15 protein-coding genes and 1 pseudogene are annotated in these 15858 nt (G+C 33.2%); 3 read left to right on the top strand and 13 right to left on the bottom strand.

Annotation, left to right across the window (positions count from 1 at the left end; translation table 11 throughout):
* Positions 1-178: 178 nt before the first annotated feature.
* The 4 genes from AC8GF4_RS07320 to AC8GF4_RS07335 form a co-directional block, all read right to left on the bottom strand.
* A complete protein-coding gene (locus tag AC8GF4_RS07320) occupies positions 179-838 on the bottom strand; it encodes a Rossmann-fold NAD(P)-binding domain-containing protein (RefSeq protein WP_506593594.1) in 660 nt (219 codons plus the stop codon).
* A gap of 151 nt (positions 839-989) precedes the next feature.
* Positions 990-2501: an MFS transporter gene (locus AC8GF4_RS07325; RefSeq protein WP_506593595.1), complete on the bottom strand. Its 1512-nt coding sequence runs from the start codon at positions 2499-2501 to the stop codon at positions 990-992.
* Positions 2502-2506: 5 nt separating this feature from the next.
* The gene (locus AC8GF4_RS07330; protein ID WP_506593596.1) at positions 2507-3574 is read right to left on the bottom strand and encodes an HlyD family secretion protein; all 1068 of its coding nucleotides are present in this window, start codon (positions 3572-3574) and stop codon (positions 2507-2509) included.
* Between the two features lie 17 nt (positions 3575-3591).
* A complete protein-coding gene (locus AC8GF4_RS07335; RefSeq protein WP_506593597.1) occupies positions 3592-4908 on the bottom strand; it encodes a TolC family protein in 1317 nt (438 codons plus the stop codon).
* Positions 4909-5310: 402 nt separating this feature from the next.
* Between AC8GF4_RS07335 and AC8GF4_RS07340 the strand changes: the two are divergent.
* The 3 genes and pseudogenes from AC8GF4_RS07340 to AC8GF4_RS07350 form a co-directional block, all read left to right on the top strand.
* Positions 5311-5433 (top strand): annotated as a pseudogene (locus tag AC8GF4_RS07340) (IS1595 family transposase); the annotation flags it as partial.
* A gap of 573 nt (positions 5434-6006) precedes the next feature.
* A complete protein-coding gene (locus AC8GF4_RS07345) occupies positions 6007-6345 on the top strand; it encodes a hypothetical protein (RefSeq protein WP_506593598.1) in 339 nt (112 codons plus the stop codon).
* Between the two features lie 26 nt (positions 6346-6371).
* Positions 6372-6788: a site-specific integrase gene (locus AC8GF4_RS07350; RefSeq protein WP_506593599.1), complete on the top strand. Its 417-nt coding sequence runs from the start codon at positions 6372-6374 to the stop codon at positions 6786-6788.
* 334 nt (positions 6789-7122) lie between these two features.
* Here the strand turns inward: AC8GF4_RS07350 and AC8GF4_RS07355 are convergent, their stop codons facing one another.
* From AC8GF4_RS07355 to AC8GF4_RS07395, 9 genes are all read right to left on the bottom strand, one after another.
* The gene (locus AC8GF4_RS07355) at positions 7123-7377 is read right to left on the bottom strand and encodes a transposase (RefSeq protein WP_506593600.1); all 255 of its coding nucleotides are present in this window, start codon (positions 7375-7377) and stop codon (positions 7123-7125) included.
* A gap of 67 nt (positions 7378-7444) precedes the next feature.
* The gene (istB, locus tag AC8GF4_RS07360; protein WP_506593601.1) at positions 7445-8176 is read right to left on the bottom strand and encodes an IS21-like element helper ATPase IstB; all 732 of its coding nucleotides are present in this window, start codon (positions 8174-8176) and stop codon (positions 7445-7447) included.
* 25 nt (positions 8177-8201) lie between these two features.
* A complete protein-coding gene (istA, locus tag AC8GF4_RS07365) occupies positions 8202-9767 on the bottom strand; it encodes an IS21 family transposase (protein WP_506593602.1) in 1566 nt (521 codons plus the stop codon).
* A gap of 109 nt (positions 9768-9876) precedes the next feature.
* Positions 9877-10275, bottom strand: a complete 399-nt coding sequence (locus tag AC8GF4_RS07370; RefSeq protein ID WP_506593603.1) for a PIN-like domain-containing protein — start codon at positions 10273-10275, stop codon at positions 9877-9879.
* A gap of 10 nt (positions 10276-10285) precedes the next feature.
* Positions 10286-10495 carry a KTSC domain-containing protein gene (locus tag AC8GF4_RS07375; protein WP_506593604.1) on the bottom strand — a complete coding sequence of 70 codons (210 nt, stop codon included), beginning with the start codon at positions 10493-10495 and terminating at the stop codon, positions 10286-10288.
* A gap of 7 nt (positions 10496-10502) precedes the next feature.
* A complete protein-coding gene (locus AC8GF4_RS07380; RefSeq protein ID WP_506593605.1) occupies positions 10503-12368 on the bottom strand; it encodes an ATP-binding protein in 1866 nt (621 codons plus the stop codon).
* Positions 12355-13587, bottom strand: a complete 1233-nt coding sequence (locus AC8GF4_RS07385) for an SIR2 family NAD-dependent protein deacylase (RefSeq protein WP_506593606.1) — start codon at positions 13585-13587, stop codon at positions 12355-12357. Before AC8GF4_RS07385 ends, AC8GF4_RS07380 begins: the two co-directional genes overlap by 14 nt.
* A 14-nt stretch (positions 13588-13601) precedes the next feature.
* Positions 13602-14702, bottom strand: coding sequence for a Fic family protein (locus tag AC8GF4_RS07390; RefSeq protein WP_506593607.1), 1101 nt, complete (start codon positions 14700-14702; stop codon positions 13602-13604).
* 244 nt (positions 14703-14946) lie between these two features.
* On the bottom strand, positions 14947-15639 hold the full coding sequence (locus AC8GF4_RS07395; protein ID WP_506593608.1) for an SLATT domain-containing protein: 693 nt from the start codon (positions 15637-15639) through the stop codon (positions 14947-14949).
* Between the last annotated feature and the right edge of the window lie 219 nt (positions 15640-15858).

Raw genomic sequence — 15858 nt, forward strand, 5'->3', positions numbered from 1 at the left:
GCTAATTATCATTCTTCTTGTGATATATAGAAAACTGAATTCGACCATTGCCATCTAAATGTGAAGAATCAAATTACTCTACTTCTACCAATAACCAGACGGTATCAGTATTGCAATTTCTCCAAAAGTCAGAATGATATTCAGAAATTGTTTTTTCCAACATTTCAAGGCTCATCAATTAGGACAGTTCTTGAGTCATTAATATTTTTTTTATATGATCGTGATAATAAATCTTTTTGCCTGGTTTGTTATGAATTGAGCAGAATACCAGAGCTTTTGCAATATCGTCAGCACTTAAGACCTTATATTTTGAGAGCTCCCCCTTCAATAATGGTTTTAAAAATTTTAAAAGAGCTATCGCTCCTACCTCTCCATTTCTTTTTTCCTTTCGATCTCCGACAATAAACGATGGGCGAATAATAGAAAGACTTTTAAAACCAATTTTCCCCATTTCTATTTCCATTTTACCTTTAGTTTTAGTGTACAAAAATCGTGAGAAAGGATTGGCTCCAACCGCCGATATAATAGTGGCAGAACTACATCCCTGATTCCATAACTCCTTTGCTAAATATAAAGGAAGAGTAAAATCGATTGCCTCAAATAAGTCTGCAGAACCTGCTTTTTTTATCGTAGTACCCATGCAGCTGATCAAAACATCTGCAACAACGGGCTCGTAAAGTTGATTATTAACTAACAAAACTTCAGCTAACTTTTCATGTTGAATTCCTGTTGACTTTCTGCCTATTGCAATGATCTTTGTAAATGTTGGCTCATTCAATAGATAATGCAAACATAAATTTCCTGTCAATCCTGTTGCTCCCAAAATAGCTATAATCATTATTAAATATATTTGTGTGTTACAATGAATTTCTTCTTTTCTCAATACAGAAAATATCTACTTTTTGCCGACCAACTACAACATAAATAGCTACTAAAAGTAACTGTTGAGATAGCCACTTGTTTTAAATAATACTTCTAAATAAAATATCTCAAGAAGAATAAAGTTTGAAACTTTTTTTCCACTTGTAGAAATAATTACCAGTTATAAAAAACAATAGTGCAATACCCGATAAAATAATCCAACCTGTTAACTCTTTTGATGCTGCTAGAATTGCCTGAAGTTGTAAATTCCTGTATATATGATTTCCTCCTTGCAACTTTTGCCATTGATCACTAGCATCAAGTTGTCCTGCTAGATAACTGAAGTGTTTAATTCTCTCTGAATAGAGCAAATAATTGTAAACACCTGAAAAAATTCCACTTCCAAGAAAGGAACGTATGATTATCATCATGCCCGCCGCACTTATGGATATACTTATAGGAAGATTGTCGGTAGTATAAAGTCCAATTGCTATATATAAAACAGTCATAGCGAATCCTTTCAGTATTACAGGAAGTATAAAATCATTTATGTTAAAATCAATTGCAAAACTGTTGTACAAAATAATGTGGTGTATTACAAAAGCTAAAAAGCCAACAAATAATAACGGTTCGGCATCGAGTTTTTTTGCGTACCATAAAAAACAAGTTACAGATCCAATAACAACACCAGGAATCATATATAAATTGAGTTGAGCATTACTAATAGCTTCAACTTGAAGTATTACAGTAGTAAAGGATGATTGAAATGTAGAAGGGATGAAAATCCCTAGAACAATAAAGTAAATAAGACCTCTTCTAAAATTCTTTATTTTAAATATAGTTACATCAAAAAAAGGACGCTGTACCGTTAGTTCACGACGTATAAAAAGCAAAATAAAAATGAAAGAAAATAGCAATGCTGCCCTAATTTTGTTTGATTCTAGTCCATTTTCTACTTTTGCATATACCACTGCATAGTCAAAAAACATAAGAGCTGTTGCCAACTTTAGCAAGCCCATCCAGTCGACCTGATACAGAGGTATACTCTTTTTCAATGGGTGATTTTCAACAAGCAGTACCGTTATAAGTAAACAAATCAATATTAGAAGTAAGATGAATATGTAGGACAAACGCCAGTTATAAGCATAAGCCAACTCGGTTGTAATCCAAGTCACGAAATAAAGCCCCGCAAGTGCAATACCGTAAACAAAAGGGTATAACCTACTTCGATCACCAGTTTTACTCCAAATGAAGTTCCAAACTATATAGACTTCCAATAAGGCTGCTATCTTACTAAAACCTAATAAAAGACATATAACCACTGTTAGACAAGGGCTCGTTGTGGTTGCACATATAATATTGAGTAATAACATCATAATAAGCCCCCCCATAAGTAATGATTTGTTAGAAAAACGTGCTTTCATTCTTCCAGCAAATATCAATCCTAAACCCATCCCGATGTAAAGTGCATTGATTGCCTGAGTATAGGGTTCAGCATAGACCCCTAGACTACTATACATATCGATTGTATTCCCCAAGAATACTCCGTTTGCTGTCAAGATAACAAACACCAGAATAAATAAGGATGGAAGTCTTACATATGAGGGCACCCATCTGTAAAATAAGTCTTTTGGTTCCATAATTACTATTTAGCTTTTCTTACTACCACATTCATACCTGCACGTAATTGCTCCAGTTCTGATGAGCTGATTCCACTATTTGTGAATTCAATTTTTACAGGAATTCTCTGTTGCACTTTAATAAAATTCCCTGTAGAGTTATCTACTGGTATTGCCGAATATTTGGAGCCAGTAGCCTGTGATATAGCAGTAACTATGCCTGCAATTCTTGAATCCTCCAGTCCATCAACCTCCATATACATTTTCTGACCAATATGTAACTGACTAATCTGTGTTTCCTTATAGTTAGCTACAACCCATTTACTGCCGGTACGTACAAAAGAGAGCAGAGTCTGACCTGGTTGTACGAGTTGTCCCTCTTGAATTGTGCGACGTCCTGTTACACCTTCATAGGGTGCTTTTATGACTGTATACGATAAATTCAATTTTGCAAATGCCAATGCAGCATGGGCGCGTTTTATTTCTGCTTGATTTACAAATATCCTTTTGTATGTTTCGTCTGTGGATAATTGTGTGGTATTTCTTTGCTGTTCAACGGCTCTTGCTTGGGCGGCAAGTGCATCAAATTCAGTTTTGACTTGATCAAACTGTTGCTGCGTGGCAGCGCCTTCTTTTAGCAGCATTTCATAACGTCTGTAGTTCTGCTGAGCATTCCAAACTCTTACTTGTGCAGCCTTTATATTGGCATCCGAAACCCCCAAGCTACTCTGAACTGTAGTAACTGTTGAAGATGTAACATTTTTAGCCGCCTGTGCAGATAGATAAGCTGCCTCAGCCTGCTCTAGTTGTATCAGGTATTCACTATTGTCAATCAATAGTAGCGTATCACCTTTTTTGACTTGCTGGTGTTCCGAGAATCGTACTTCTTTAATATAACCAGAAATTCTAGTATTGATTGGGTTGATGAATTCCTCTACCTGTGCATCATTTGTGTATAGATCCTCACCAATGTTGTAGTAAGTCGATAGCCCCCAAAAAAGCCCCCAAAAAATCATTATCAACAACAGGATATTGACCATACCAATAACAATCTTGTTTTTTTTATTTACCCTTTTTGTATTTGTTGTGCTCATGAGAATTGTTTTTATTATTAAAGCTGTCCAGTTGATTTTAGCAATTGATAGTAAGTAAAAATGACATTTATGTGGGCATCTGTCAAACGAAGCTCTGCTTCAATTTTGATATTTATAGCATCAGTCATATCAACTAGCAAGGCTAATTGGTTAAGATATTTTTTTTCAACAACACGGTAATTTTCCTCAGCTGATTTAAGGTTCTTCGTCAAAATATCTAATTCTTCTCTTGCTTCTCTGTATTTTATAAAACTATTGTTGACCGAAACATCTACTTCTTGTTGTGTTAGCAGTTCTTTTTGAACTGTTTGGTCAAGAATCGTATTGCCTCTTTTAAATTTCTTTGGTACTTGGTAAATAGCAGAAATATTATAGCGTAATGCTATACCCGCCTGCCAGACATTAAAATAAAAGTCAACGGCTGGCATAGTGAACAAATATGGCCGTTGTAAATTACTTCCAGCATAAAGACTAATCTCAGGAAAGCGTTCACTCTCTATTATTTTTAGATTAGTGTGCGCAATTTTTTTATCAAGAGCGACCAATTGCAATTCATAGTTTTTCTTATTAGCCTCCTCAAGAAATTGCGTAACAGTTTTAGGTTGATCAGGTAAGTCGAGCTCCATGGGATCGGGATTAAGTCTAGTAGATGATTCCAAACCAAGTATAATATTAAGTTGTTGATTTAAAACATCAATATTATTGTTTGCTTTTAAAGTGGAAATTTCCAAATTGGAAATGATAAGCTCCATACGCAATACATCATTCCGAGTCACCATTCCTTGTTTTTGCATACTCAATATGTTCTCTAGGCGCTGCTTGGACAATTTTGTATTATTAATAAAGACCTTTCTTTGATTGATTGTGCGATAGATATCAAGATATTTAGCTGTCACCATAAATTTGATGTCATCAGTATTTTTTTGGAAACGCAGATCTGCTATTTGCTCCTCGAAAACTGACTTTTGAATACTGTTTTTAAAAAGTCCTCCTTTGAAAACTACTTCTGTAGCCTGTAAGGTAAACTGTGCAAAATTATGAGGAAACTCAACAGTTCTGTGCTCTGAAAACGAAGGATTCCATATTTCCGAGTTACTTAGATATCCATAATTGACACCCGTGTTTATATTTGGTAAGTGGTTTAATTTTACAATCTCTGTCTGCTCTTTGGCAATTTCGACACTAAACATTGAAATTTTCAATTGCACACTGTTTTTAATAGCAAGAGCAAAAGCTTCTTTTAATGTTAGATGACTTTCTGCGTTAAGGTCCTGAGCCCTCACAGGTGCCTGTATTAAAAATTGAGTAATCAATATAATATGCCAAATTTTCATAATACAAGGAATTTGTTTCCTTATTTTCTAATCAAATTTCGAACCACTACGTTTAAAATACTGATCATAAGATACTTATGTATTTTAATTGCCTTATTATATTAGCGATATTTAGAAATTAACGACACTAACTTAGCGATATTAAATATTTTGCTTTGTCTTGTAAAGAAAAAATTGGTCGAAATGAGTAACGATTATATTTGCTAACCCTGGGAGAAGGTTTAATGATTTATGAAAAAGAAAAATATTGGTGAAAGAAAGAAATTTCATTATAGATATAGGCGATTTAATCGTACTTTTTAGATATTTATATTATTGGAAATACATTATAATTAACCATCTTTCTTATCAAAACATCGAATATTGCAAACCACAAAAGTATCAGCAAAAGAATAAGTAAAAAAAGGATTTTATAATGTACAACACGTCAATCAAACAGCATAGGACTTAAAAAACTGGATAGAAACATTAAATGGAGTGTCTACAAAATATTTACAAAATTATTTAAACTGGTACACTTTAAAAGCCATTATCAATGCGCCAAAGTCCTGTAAAGATAACAGTTGCCTTAATAGCAACTTCTTTTTTCGCTTGGTATGAATTTAAAGATATAACTTTTTTAAATATATAATTTAGACTAAAGCCAAACATTTATAAATTTTTATTAGCAACAAAACGAATGCTTTAAACAAAGATATCCTTAGATTTATCATCCGTTCCTTTCTTATCACGTGTTCAATCTCAATTCCAGCAAATGTTCTTTTGGTAGATTCAAAATGTTTAAATCCCAGACCATTTAAAACTCTGACTTGATAAACCGATAGTTTACTTGCCCGTACTTGTGACTCAATAAACGCTACGAATTTAAATACCCAACATCGAAGTTTGAAATACACAGCCGGAACAAAATAATAGATTTCGGATAAGAATGACCTTTAGCATTCATAAAGTAAAGGATTTTATATTCCTAAAGATCTATGTTGATCTTAAATGTAACAAAATATGGAATTTATTTTTAGCTCAAAAATGAGTTTCCCTTTTAATTTCTAATTTTATACCCTACTATTTCCTAAGTTTACAAAAATTAATTACCCCAAAATGAAAAAAAATCTAATTATACCTGTTTTACTATTAATGTTCGGGTGTGCCGAAAATAAAAATACCCATAGTAGCAATGCACCACTTAGTCAAAGTGAAATTAAAAAAACAAATCGAACTATTGAAGGTGAAGTCCTTGAAATAAATCAAGGCAAAGACGGATATACCGCAAAATTAAAAAACAATACTGAAGAAATCTATTTTGTTACTATAAGCCGTGCTAACCTTATAAATCCAACTCAATACAAAACCACAAAAATAGGTGAAAAGCTAAAAGTTTTAGGGGAATTCTGGAAGTTGAAAAACGAGAATCAAATCACCGTTCGTGAAATTTTATAACCAACCTTTAGACATTTCATATAGATGTGAAAAACTTAACGGTATCAAATATTAATATAGGCATTGTTGGCGGGAAATGGATTTTCAAGAACAAACAAAAAACGCATAACGCTTCTCGAATGCCACTTCTACCAATTCCGGAAGAATTAATTCTCAAATATACCTATCATCCACAATGTGTAAATGAAGACAAACTATTGCCGGTTTTAAGCAATCAAAAAATGAATGCCTCTTTTAAAGAAATAGCGGGCGTTTGTGAAATCGAAAAAGAATTAACCTTCCACATTGCCCGACATACTTTTGCAATCACTGTAACACTCACAAATGGTGTTCCCATAGAAAGCGTGAGCAAAATGTTAGGGCATAAAAGTTTGAGAACCACACTTAACTATGCTAAGATTTTGGATAAAAAAGTAAGTGAGGATATGGATTTATTAAAATAAAAGTTGAGTAACTTTAAGAAATTTAATATCTTGAATGAAACTAATATATAAAGAAGCCTTCAAAGACACAAAGCAAAATATTCGTTATTACAGACAAATAAGTCAATTTTATTTGTAATAATAACGAACATTATAAAAATAAATGTTTAAAAAACCTTACATAACAGATCGGAGTTTAGCTTTGACAAAAATATTTCTTTTGTCAAAAACTATATAATTCATAAAAAATCACTTCTCCTGAACAAGACTCAAATAGGTAACAATTACAAATGAAATAACTTCCGCAATAAGTAAATCGAGAAACACAGTTAATAGGTTATACTAAACGCATTTGTTATATAGACCAAATGTCATCTAAAAAAATATAACCATAAGCACAGATACTCATTACTTCTTTGTTAGTTGTCTTTTTTACGACATTAGTTATAAAACTTTCTACATCTTCTAATGAATTATAAAATTTATTAGAAAACTCACGTTTATATTTTGCCCACATTTTTTCAGCTGGATTTAGTTCTGGACTATAGGGTGGCAAGAAAACCAAAACTATATTTTCTGGATAGATATTCCGACGAAAGTACGCCACCATTCCGCGCTAAAGGTCGCCAGTCAAACCGTCCTTTATCATCACTAAGTAAAGATGATGTTTTTCAAAGTTAATGATTTTTTTTAGTTCTCAAAGATTTACCTGTTAATGCTATTCTGTGTGCTGAAGCTGACAATCTGTCCATTATCGCATCGGCTAGAGTTGGCTCTTCAATGAAGTTGTACCAAGTCTCCACGGGCAACTGTGAAGTAATCATAGTTGACCCTAAACCATATCTATCTTCGAGAATATCCAACAAGGCAATCCTTGCATCATTATTCAAGGCTTTCAATCCAAAGTCATCTAGGATCAGTAGTTTGTTTGCAGAGATGCCCTTGATCCATTTCAGATATGAACCGTCAAGCCTTGCTTGGGTCACGGCATCCACGAACTTATTCATACAAAAGTACTGGGTACGGTAACCAAGCAAACAAGCACTGCGCCCTAAGGCGCAGGCCATAAAAGATTTACCACAACCAGTGGCACCGGTTATCAAAACATTTTCGCCTTTTTCTATAAACATGCCATCAGAAAGTCTTAATACCTGTTCTCTTGTAATGCCTCTTTCTGTATTACAGATTATATCTTCCGGTAATGCATGGTAACGCAGTTTGCTAGCCTTTAGATACTTTTGTGTTCTGGAATACTCTCTGTATTCTACTTCTGCCTGAGTAATCATAGCAATCAAAGAATGGACATCCTCTATTTCATGTATAGGAAGTGATAGTGCGGCTTCATACCTTTTGGCCATGCCCGTCAATTTAAGCCCTTTAAGCTGTTCTAATGTGTTTTGTGTATTCATTTCTATTAGGATTTATTTAAGTTGTTTAATTATAGGCTTCAGGACCTCTAAGGTTTTTGTGGTCAGGGATACGGAATTCAGCAGGAGCCTCTTCTTCGAGTAAATCCATATTGTTTTCTAGAATATTTTTAATGACACCATAGCTGATTTTGTTACCCTTTAAACCCCGTTTACAGGCAGCTTCCATTCGTATACTGCCATAAGTATTCATTAATCGCAACAGCCCCAAACAAGCGGTATAGGACTGGTCGATTATCAGTTTACTGTCCATTACTTTTTTGAAGAATTCTAAAGTATACGGTCCATTTTCTTCTGCTTTTTTGAGATAGTATTCAGGGCTCCATCCACGTTGATTACTAATAGCCTGGTGTTTTTCGGGCATATGTTCCCTAATGCTGGTATAGCCATGGCTGGTATAGTTCCTAGTATGTACAGCAATCCTTTGTCCATCAGAATAGATCTCAACGATGTCTTGATCATAAGAAATGCGTACCTCCTTTCCAATATAGCGGTATGGAACAGAGTAAAAGTGCCAATCTTCACCCACAAGTACATGGTAATGCTTTTGCACCTTTGCCTTGGTGTAATGTCTGATACTGTATGGAGATTCTGGCAAGGGTTGTAATAGTATTTTCTCTTGGCTTTCAAACAACTCCAGCCTACTGAATACTTTCTTCTGAAAGTTCAACTGATGGTGATGATCAAGTTTCTCTCTAATGGCCTTGTTTAGTTCAGAAAGGCTATGAAAAGTATCGTTACGTAGACTGGCATAAATACGCCTATAAGTGATCTTTACATTGTTTTCAACAGAAGGCTTATCTTTTGGTTTATAGGGACGAGCTGCAAGCAGAGCAATATTATTGTGGTTTGCCCATTGCTCGAGCATATCAGTAAATACAGGCTCATATTTACAACTTTTGGATACCCATTGCCTCATGTTGTCTGATTTAACAGTCAAAGGAACGCCACCAAAGTATTCAATGGTATGGTTTAACACCTTAACCACTTGAGGTAGTTTTGCATCAGGTAAAGCCTCTACATAGCCATAACCACTAAAGGGAAGAATAGCAACATATACTGGACATGCAATTAGTTCACCTGTTGAAGTATCTACATAGTGAAGCACATCACCAGCAAAGTCTACTTCGAGAAGCTTTGCAGGAGTATGAATGAAATGCATCACGGCATTGTTTACCTTCTGCTGATCCTGTAAAAGTTCACAGAATCTGGAATACTGAAAGCCTGATGGATATTCTTTAATATATTCTTCCCAAAGAAGTAGACGGGTTACACCAGTTCGATTAAGCTCCTTGCTAAAATAGCCACTCAGATTGTTAAAATGAGCTTTCCGAGGGTCGGTATCGTCCACTACAACAGGCTTTATAAGCCCGAGTATCCGCTCAAGATCCTGATCGGAACGCTTTAATAATTCTTTAAAATCAACTCCAGTTTGCGCAAATTTTTGCAAATACAGTGCGATTGTTTTTCTTGAAATTTTGACTTCCTTTTCTATAGAACGTTGCGAAGAACCACGTTCTAAGAATAAAAGTATCTGTCTTATCTTAATCATACTAAGTAGTTTATTTGCCATACTGCAAGTGGTTTTTTGATTATAAACCAAACTTATAGTAAATGGCGGTTAAATCTCTACTTAGTGAGATAATGCATCTGGGATAGGTGGCGTACTTTGTGTCGGAATGTCAGTCCGTTAAAAGTATTAAATCAGGAGTAAAGTGGCGTACTTTGCTCCGGAATAAGTGGCCACCTTTCCAGCGGAATCGTGGCGACCTTTGTAGCGGAATTGCTGGCGTACTTTGTGTCGGAATCGTGGCGACCTTTGCAGCGGAATATCCACTGTTAGATTCCGTTGCAAAATGCTCGGGCAAAAAAACATTCTCGATGTTTATTTTATTTTTATAATTATTGATTGATTTTTCAAAAACAGACAACTTATTTCGTTCAATCTCATTGACAATCTGATTTGTAATAAATAAGTTGCTTTTTATTTTTAATAATTCTTCTAATAACTTTTTAAACTCCTTTTGGTTGCTATCAAAAAACCTTAAGTAAATATTTGCATCTATAAATAGAATTTTCATAAAATAGAATTTAAACCTTAGAATATCTATAGTGTCCCTTGATATTATGAGCAAGATATTCTCCGTGAGAACTAGCAGACATTATTCCATGGAAAATTCTTTCTGGGACATCAAAATATTGATATATTCCTCCATTTTTGAATTCAATTTCTAATGTTTCCGAAGTTTCGTCATAGCCAATTGATGCTATGTTTGATGATGTTACTGGCTTTCTGTTCATAATAATATTATTTTATCTTGTTAATTTTTGGATTTTGTGCTCTCCAAGTTTCAATAAATTCTTCATAGTTTGGATTCTTTTCCATCATATTTCCCCATCCTCCGGGAAGTAATGATTCGTTAGTATCAACTTCATCAAAAACTATTGGGTCTTGACTGTCAGGTCTTTTATCTCTTGGAGGTGCCTTAATAATAGTTCTCATTGGTAATTTTACGGATTCACCTAAAATTATTGCTTCACCAGTTTTTAAAATAGGCAACATACTTGTTAATCCTTCTAAATTATCACTTACTGCACTTGTTATATGTGAACGATCTGTTGAATTTGAAAGGCGTAAGGCAAAAAATGTTCCACATTGCGAAAGAATTGTTGAGTTTATCTCAGAAGGTCTTTGACTAACAATCATTGTCCCAATGCCATATTTACGACCTTCTTTAACTATTTTTTGCACAATTGACAAAGCACTCCCTTCTGAATTTAAATAATTATGAGCTTCTTCCATTACTAATAATAATGGCCTTTCTTTTCCTCCTTGCGAAAGATTTCTTGCCCAAAATAATCCATCATAAATAATTCTTAATAACACTCCAATAATCGTATTTAATATTGCGATAGGCACGCCCGATAAATCTAATATTGTTATTGGTTTGTCACTTCCAATCCAGTCTTTTATTAATAAATCTAAATCTTTATCAATATGACCGTCTTCTTTAGGAGTCCATTCTCCTGGTTTAAATATGAAATCATACCTTGGTATTCTCAATTTAGAACCGAGAGAATGCAATTGTTGACTATTATTTAGGGGAGATTCATTAGGGTGCTGTACTCGATCTCCATTAGCTTTGTTAGTATTAATTTTTTTGAAAATTGGAGGTGTGGCTGTTATTGGATTTCCCTTGATTTCTATTCCTTCTGCATTAGTTTCATAAGCAAGAGGTGAACCATCTATATCTGGATAAAACTTACCTAATGTTTCTGTATATAAATCATACCATAAATGATTTAGGCTAAATGGTATTGGTGAGTCGACATTGAGAGTGTCAGTTTCAATACCGGTTTTAGGGTATTTAATTATGCTTCTTAGTTTTTCTTGAAGAATTCTTTCAAGAACAACATTTTGATCTTTTTCGTTGTTAAATTTCCCAAAACTAATATCAATAAGTTCTTCGAAATTTAATGCCCAAAAAGGTAAGAAAAGCTCTTTTTCTGTGCTTAAGGCACTCTTGTCTGCATTAATTTTGAAAATATTAGCTTTGTCTTTTAATGCTTTTCCGTATTCTCCATGAAGATCAAAAACTAAAATTCTTGATGAAGGATATTTTTCTGTATCTGACAAAGCATTTAACAGACTTGCTACTGTAGTTGATTTACCAGATCCTGTTGTGCCAACAACAGCAGAATGTCTAGTTATTAATTTATTAACATCAATTAATGCTGGTATTGACTCAGCACCAGAAATATGTCCGACGTTAACAAAGTATGGTTTGTCTGGTTGTCCATAAATTTGCTTAAGATCTAATTCAGAAACTAAATGCACTTCGTCACTAATAGTAGGATATTGAGAAATCCCTCTATGAAATTCACCGGAACGCTGTCCTTCTCCTATTAATTGAATAGTCATCCATCTATTTCCATATGGCTGGGCAGATGCTTGATTTTCTGGAACAGCACTTGCACCAACTTGTGTAATGATTCCAAACAAATAGTTGTACCCAATTGGAATTTTGACAAAGCTCCCAATTTGACCTATTTTATAACCTTCACCATCAACATATGTCAATCCAGATAATGAATCATTAACCATTGCTACTCTTATAGTAGTCCCACTGACATCTTGTACTGATCCTAAATATGTAGAGTTATTTTTCATCATCTAATTTAGTTTGATTATAACCTATCAATGCCTGAAGAAAATCTCCTAATTTAGAAAAATCTCCCAATTTTAAATAATCTTTCGGTACCTCCCCTTCAACTTCAGTGACTTTAACAACACAATCAGCTAAGTTATCATCAGGTTCAATCATTCCTAATGTTTTCCATTTTCCTCTAACGGTTCCTATTATTGCTTCGTCAAATCCCCAGATAGCAAGATTACTTCTATTTAATGCAAGTTGTATTGCTTTCGGATATCTCTCAATAATATTATCTACTTCTTTTTCTTTAAAAGTCAATGTTCCAAACATTAAAGCAATGACCATTGTATTTGGGTTAGATTTCATTGCGCTTACAATAGTGTCATTTAAATGTTCATCATTAAATGAATATCCGGAGAGAATAAGTAATGAATTTGGATTTCTCAAGAAACGATTCAATTGGTCAATTAAGGCCAAATATGGCATTTTTCTACTTTGTTCATATTTTAAATGAGATGGATAGATTAAATGTGAAGCATCAATTTCGCTTGTTCTGCTTGAACGAAAAACTTCTTTATTTTCTTTTTGAAACCAATTTATAGAACCGTGAATTTTCCATAATCTAGTCCAATGTTTTGGTATTAAACTATCTTCAACGGCTCTTAAGTCAAAAAAAGATTGACGAGAACCAACAAAACCATCAAAATAGGGTACAAATAAATCTTCAAAGGCTTGCTCTAACAATAAATCATAATTAGTTGTGAAAATCTCAATGGGTTTTTGTCTATCTATTGAGATCCACTTTGCCAATTTATGATATGGCGATTCTTTATCAGGGAGTAAAACATCTAATTTACTTACAATTTTACCACAAATTTCTTTTTCTAAAGTAATCAATTCTTCTTCAGTAAAACCTCTAACGGTATTTCCAATAGATACCTCTTTCAATCCTCTAATAAAACTTAAAATGTCTTCTATATTTTCGATACTTTTTTTTGATAAAGCTACTTCTTTAAGCAATTTATCAAATGTGTTTTGTTCACCAGTTTTCGATGATAATTCTTCTCTTATAAATTTTGTAAGTCCAGCAACATCAGCAATTAATGGCCACTGATCTTCTGGCATACTTACGGATAATGGACAACCAGCAGAAATAAAAAAGCCAATTGGTTTTTTATCTTGTGATAAAGTCTGTCTTAAAAATTTTATATGTTTTATTGGATCGTGATAATTTATCATTTTAATTTTATTTGTTAGATTTTCTCTTTCAAAATTTCTAATAGTTTGAAATTTAAATATAATTTTTCTTTACCTACTTGTTCACTTTTTAGGAAACCTTCTTTTTCGAGTTCTATCAAATAGTTTCCTACAGTTTTTAGACTACCTAAACCCGCTTTTTCAAGTTGGTTTCTCTTGGTATATGGCAATATGAAAAGTTCCTCCATCAAGTCTTTGGAATATACTTTTGGCAACTTCAGTTGTATTTCTTTACCCATTGTCGTCATTAGGTTTTCTATGGCTGCAATTTGAACTCTACCTTTTAAAGCAGTTTGCTCAACCATGTCTAACATGTATAGAATCCAGTCCTCCCAATTTCCGTTCTCGGTTACTTTTCTTAGATTGGTATAATATTTATCTTTATGTTCGATTATATAGTTACTCAAATATAATGCTGGTAAATCTAATAATCCAGTCATTTTTAAGTATAACAACAAAATAATTCTACCTGTACGACCATTTCCATCGAAAAAAGGATGTATAGCTTCAAATTGGTAATGTATGATTGCCATTTTTACCAATGGATCAATAGTGTCTTCCGCATGAATGAAGTCTTCCAAATTTTTGAGCTTTTCACGAATAACATACTCACCTTCAGGCGGTGTATAAACTATTTTACCTGTAACTGGATTCTTCAGTTGTGTTCCTGATGCATTTCGAATTCCAGATAGGTTTTCTTTTATAATTTGCATTAGAACCACAAAAAGGTTTGTGGTCAGGATTGGCCGTTTTTCTATTTGCTCTACTCCATGCCATAGTGCATCTTTGTAATGCATTACTTCTTTAGTAGCTGGGTTGTCGTTTTTTTTTTCTGCTATAGATGCTTTAAATAATTCATCCTGCGTGGTAATGATGTTCTCAATAGCCGAACTCGCCTGTGCTTCCTGTAAATTGATCGTATCAATAAAAAGCGTTGGGTTTGGCAAATTGGTTATGGCTCCCTTTAATTCTGACAATGCTCTACTTGCTGCAATTGTTTTTTTGAGGATTGTTATGTTTTCTATTTCCGCTTGTGGCGGTAATAGAGGTAAATTGTTATAGGGTATTTCTGGATTGTATGTTATTTTCTCGCTCATAATGTCGCTTTTGAACGAGGGTGCTATTTACCTTCGTTTTATATTCAAGTGTAAATATATTAAAAATTTACTCTCGTTTTGTTTTTAAAAGTAAAATTTACTCTCGTTGGTTTTTGCATTAGTTTTTTGTTTGTAGGGAAAAAGAGTTTTGTTTTTTCAAATATCCATTAAATTTGGCAGGGACAAATCCTATTCAAATTAACCCAATCCCCAATCACACCAATTTATAGGTTGCCGCAATTACTTATTTTATTAAATTCATAACTATGAAAAGTAAAATTGGTCCATATATCAATACATGATACTTTAACTTAACAGTGAAATAATATAATAATGAGATACTTAAGCGATCAAATAGATTTAAATCAAAATAATCAGGCTTTGTTAATTGAAATTTTGAATAATCGATTGGTAAATGATTCTCATACTTCTTTAAAATAATATCATAATCACGACTGATGTTTTCTAACGTTGATTTCTTTTTGTCAGGATCAGTTTCATATGTCTTCATAAATCGAAGTTTATTGTATAATTCTGAGATATCAAGAGAACAATTATGAAATCTCTCTGACTTTATAATAAAATTTTCTGAACTCTCAAGCTGGCTAAATAATAATATTAAAACTGAAATTGCTGTTGAAATAAAGCCTACTGCAGAATCAGTCAATGTTATTTTCCAAAAACTTAAACCATAAATATTAACGATGTTGACTATTATTAAATACGCGGAAAGAAATCCTATCGATTTTGATGATAATCCATTTAGTGTTTGGTTTCTATGACTTGCAGCGAATCTAATTCCTTTTGTTGACCAAAGTTTATAATTAAGTTCTACTTCAAAATCTTTTAAAAGATAGGGTGGAATTTTCTTTTTAAGTTTTTTAATTCTTCTTGCTCGACTAATTACTGTCCATTTATGACATAAAATTTTTAACATATTTTATTTAGTACATGACAAAAATATATTTCACTGAAATTAAGCAAAATAAACAATAATTAATTTGTAAAAAAGACCGATATTTCGTACATTATAGAATTATTACCACATAATTTTTATAATGAAAAATACCAGTCTTGAGGGCAAAGATACAGAGCTTATTTCGGTTTTACAAGGTCATTTCAAGGGAGAATTCAATTTAGCAAGGGTCAAGCTCAT

Origin of the sequence: Flavobacterium rarum (SeqCode), from assembly GCF_965234445.1 — a bacterium.
Classification (GTDB): Bacteria; Bacteroidota; Bacteroidia; order Flavobacteriales; family Flavobacteriaceae; genus Flavobacterium; species Flavobacterium rarum.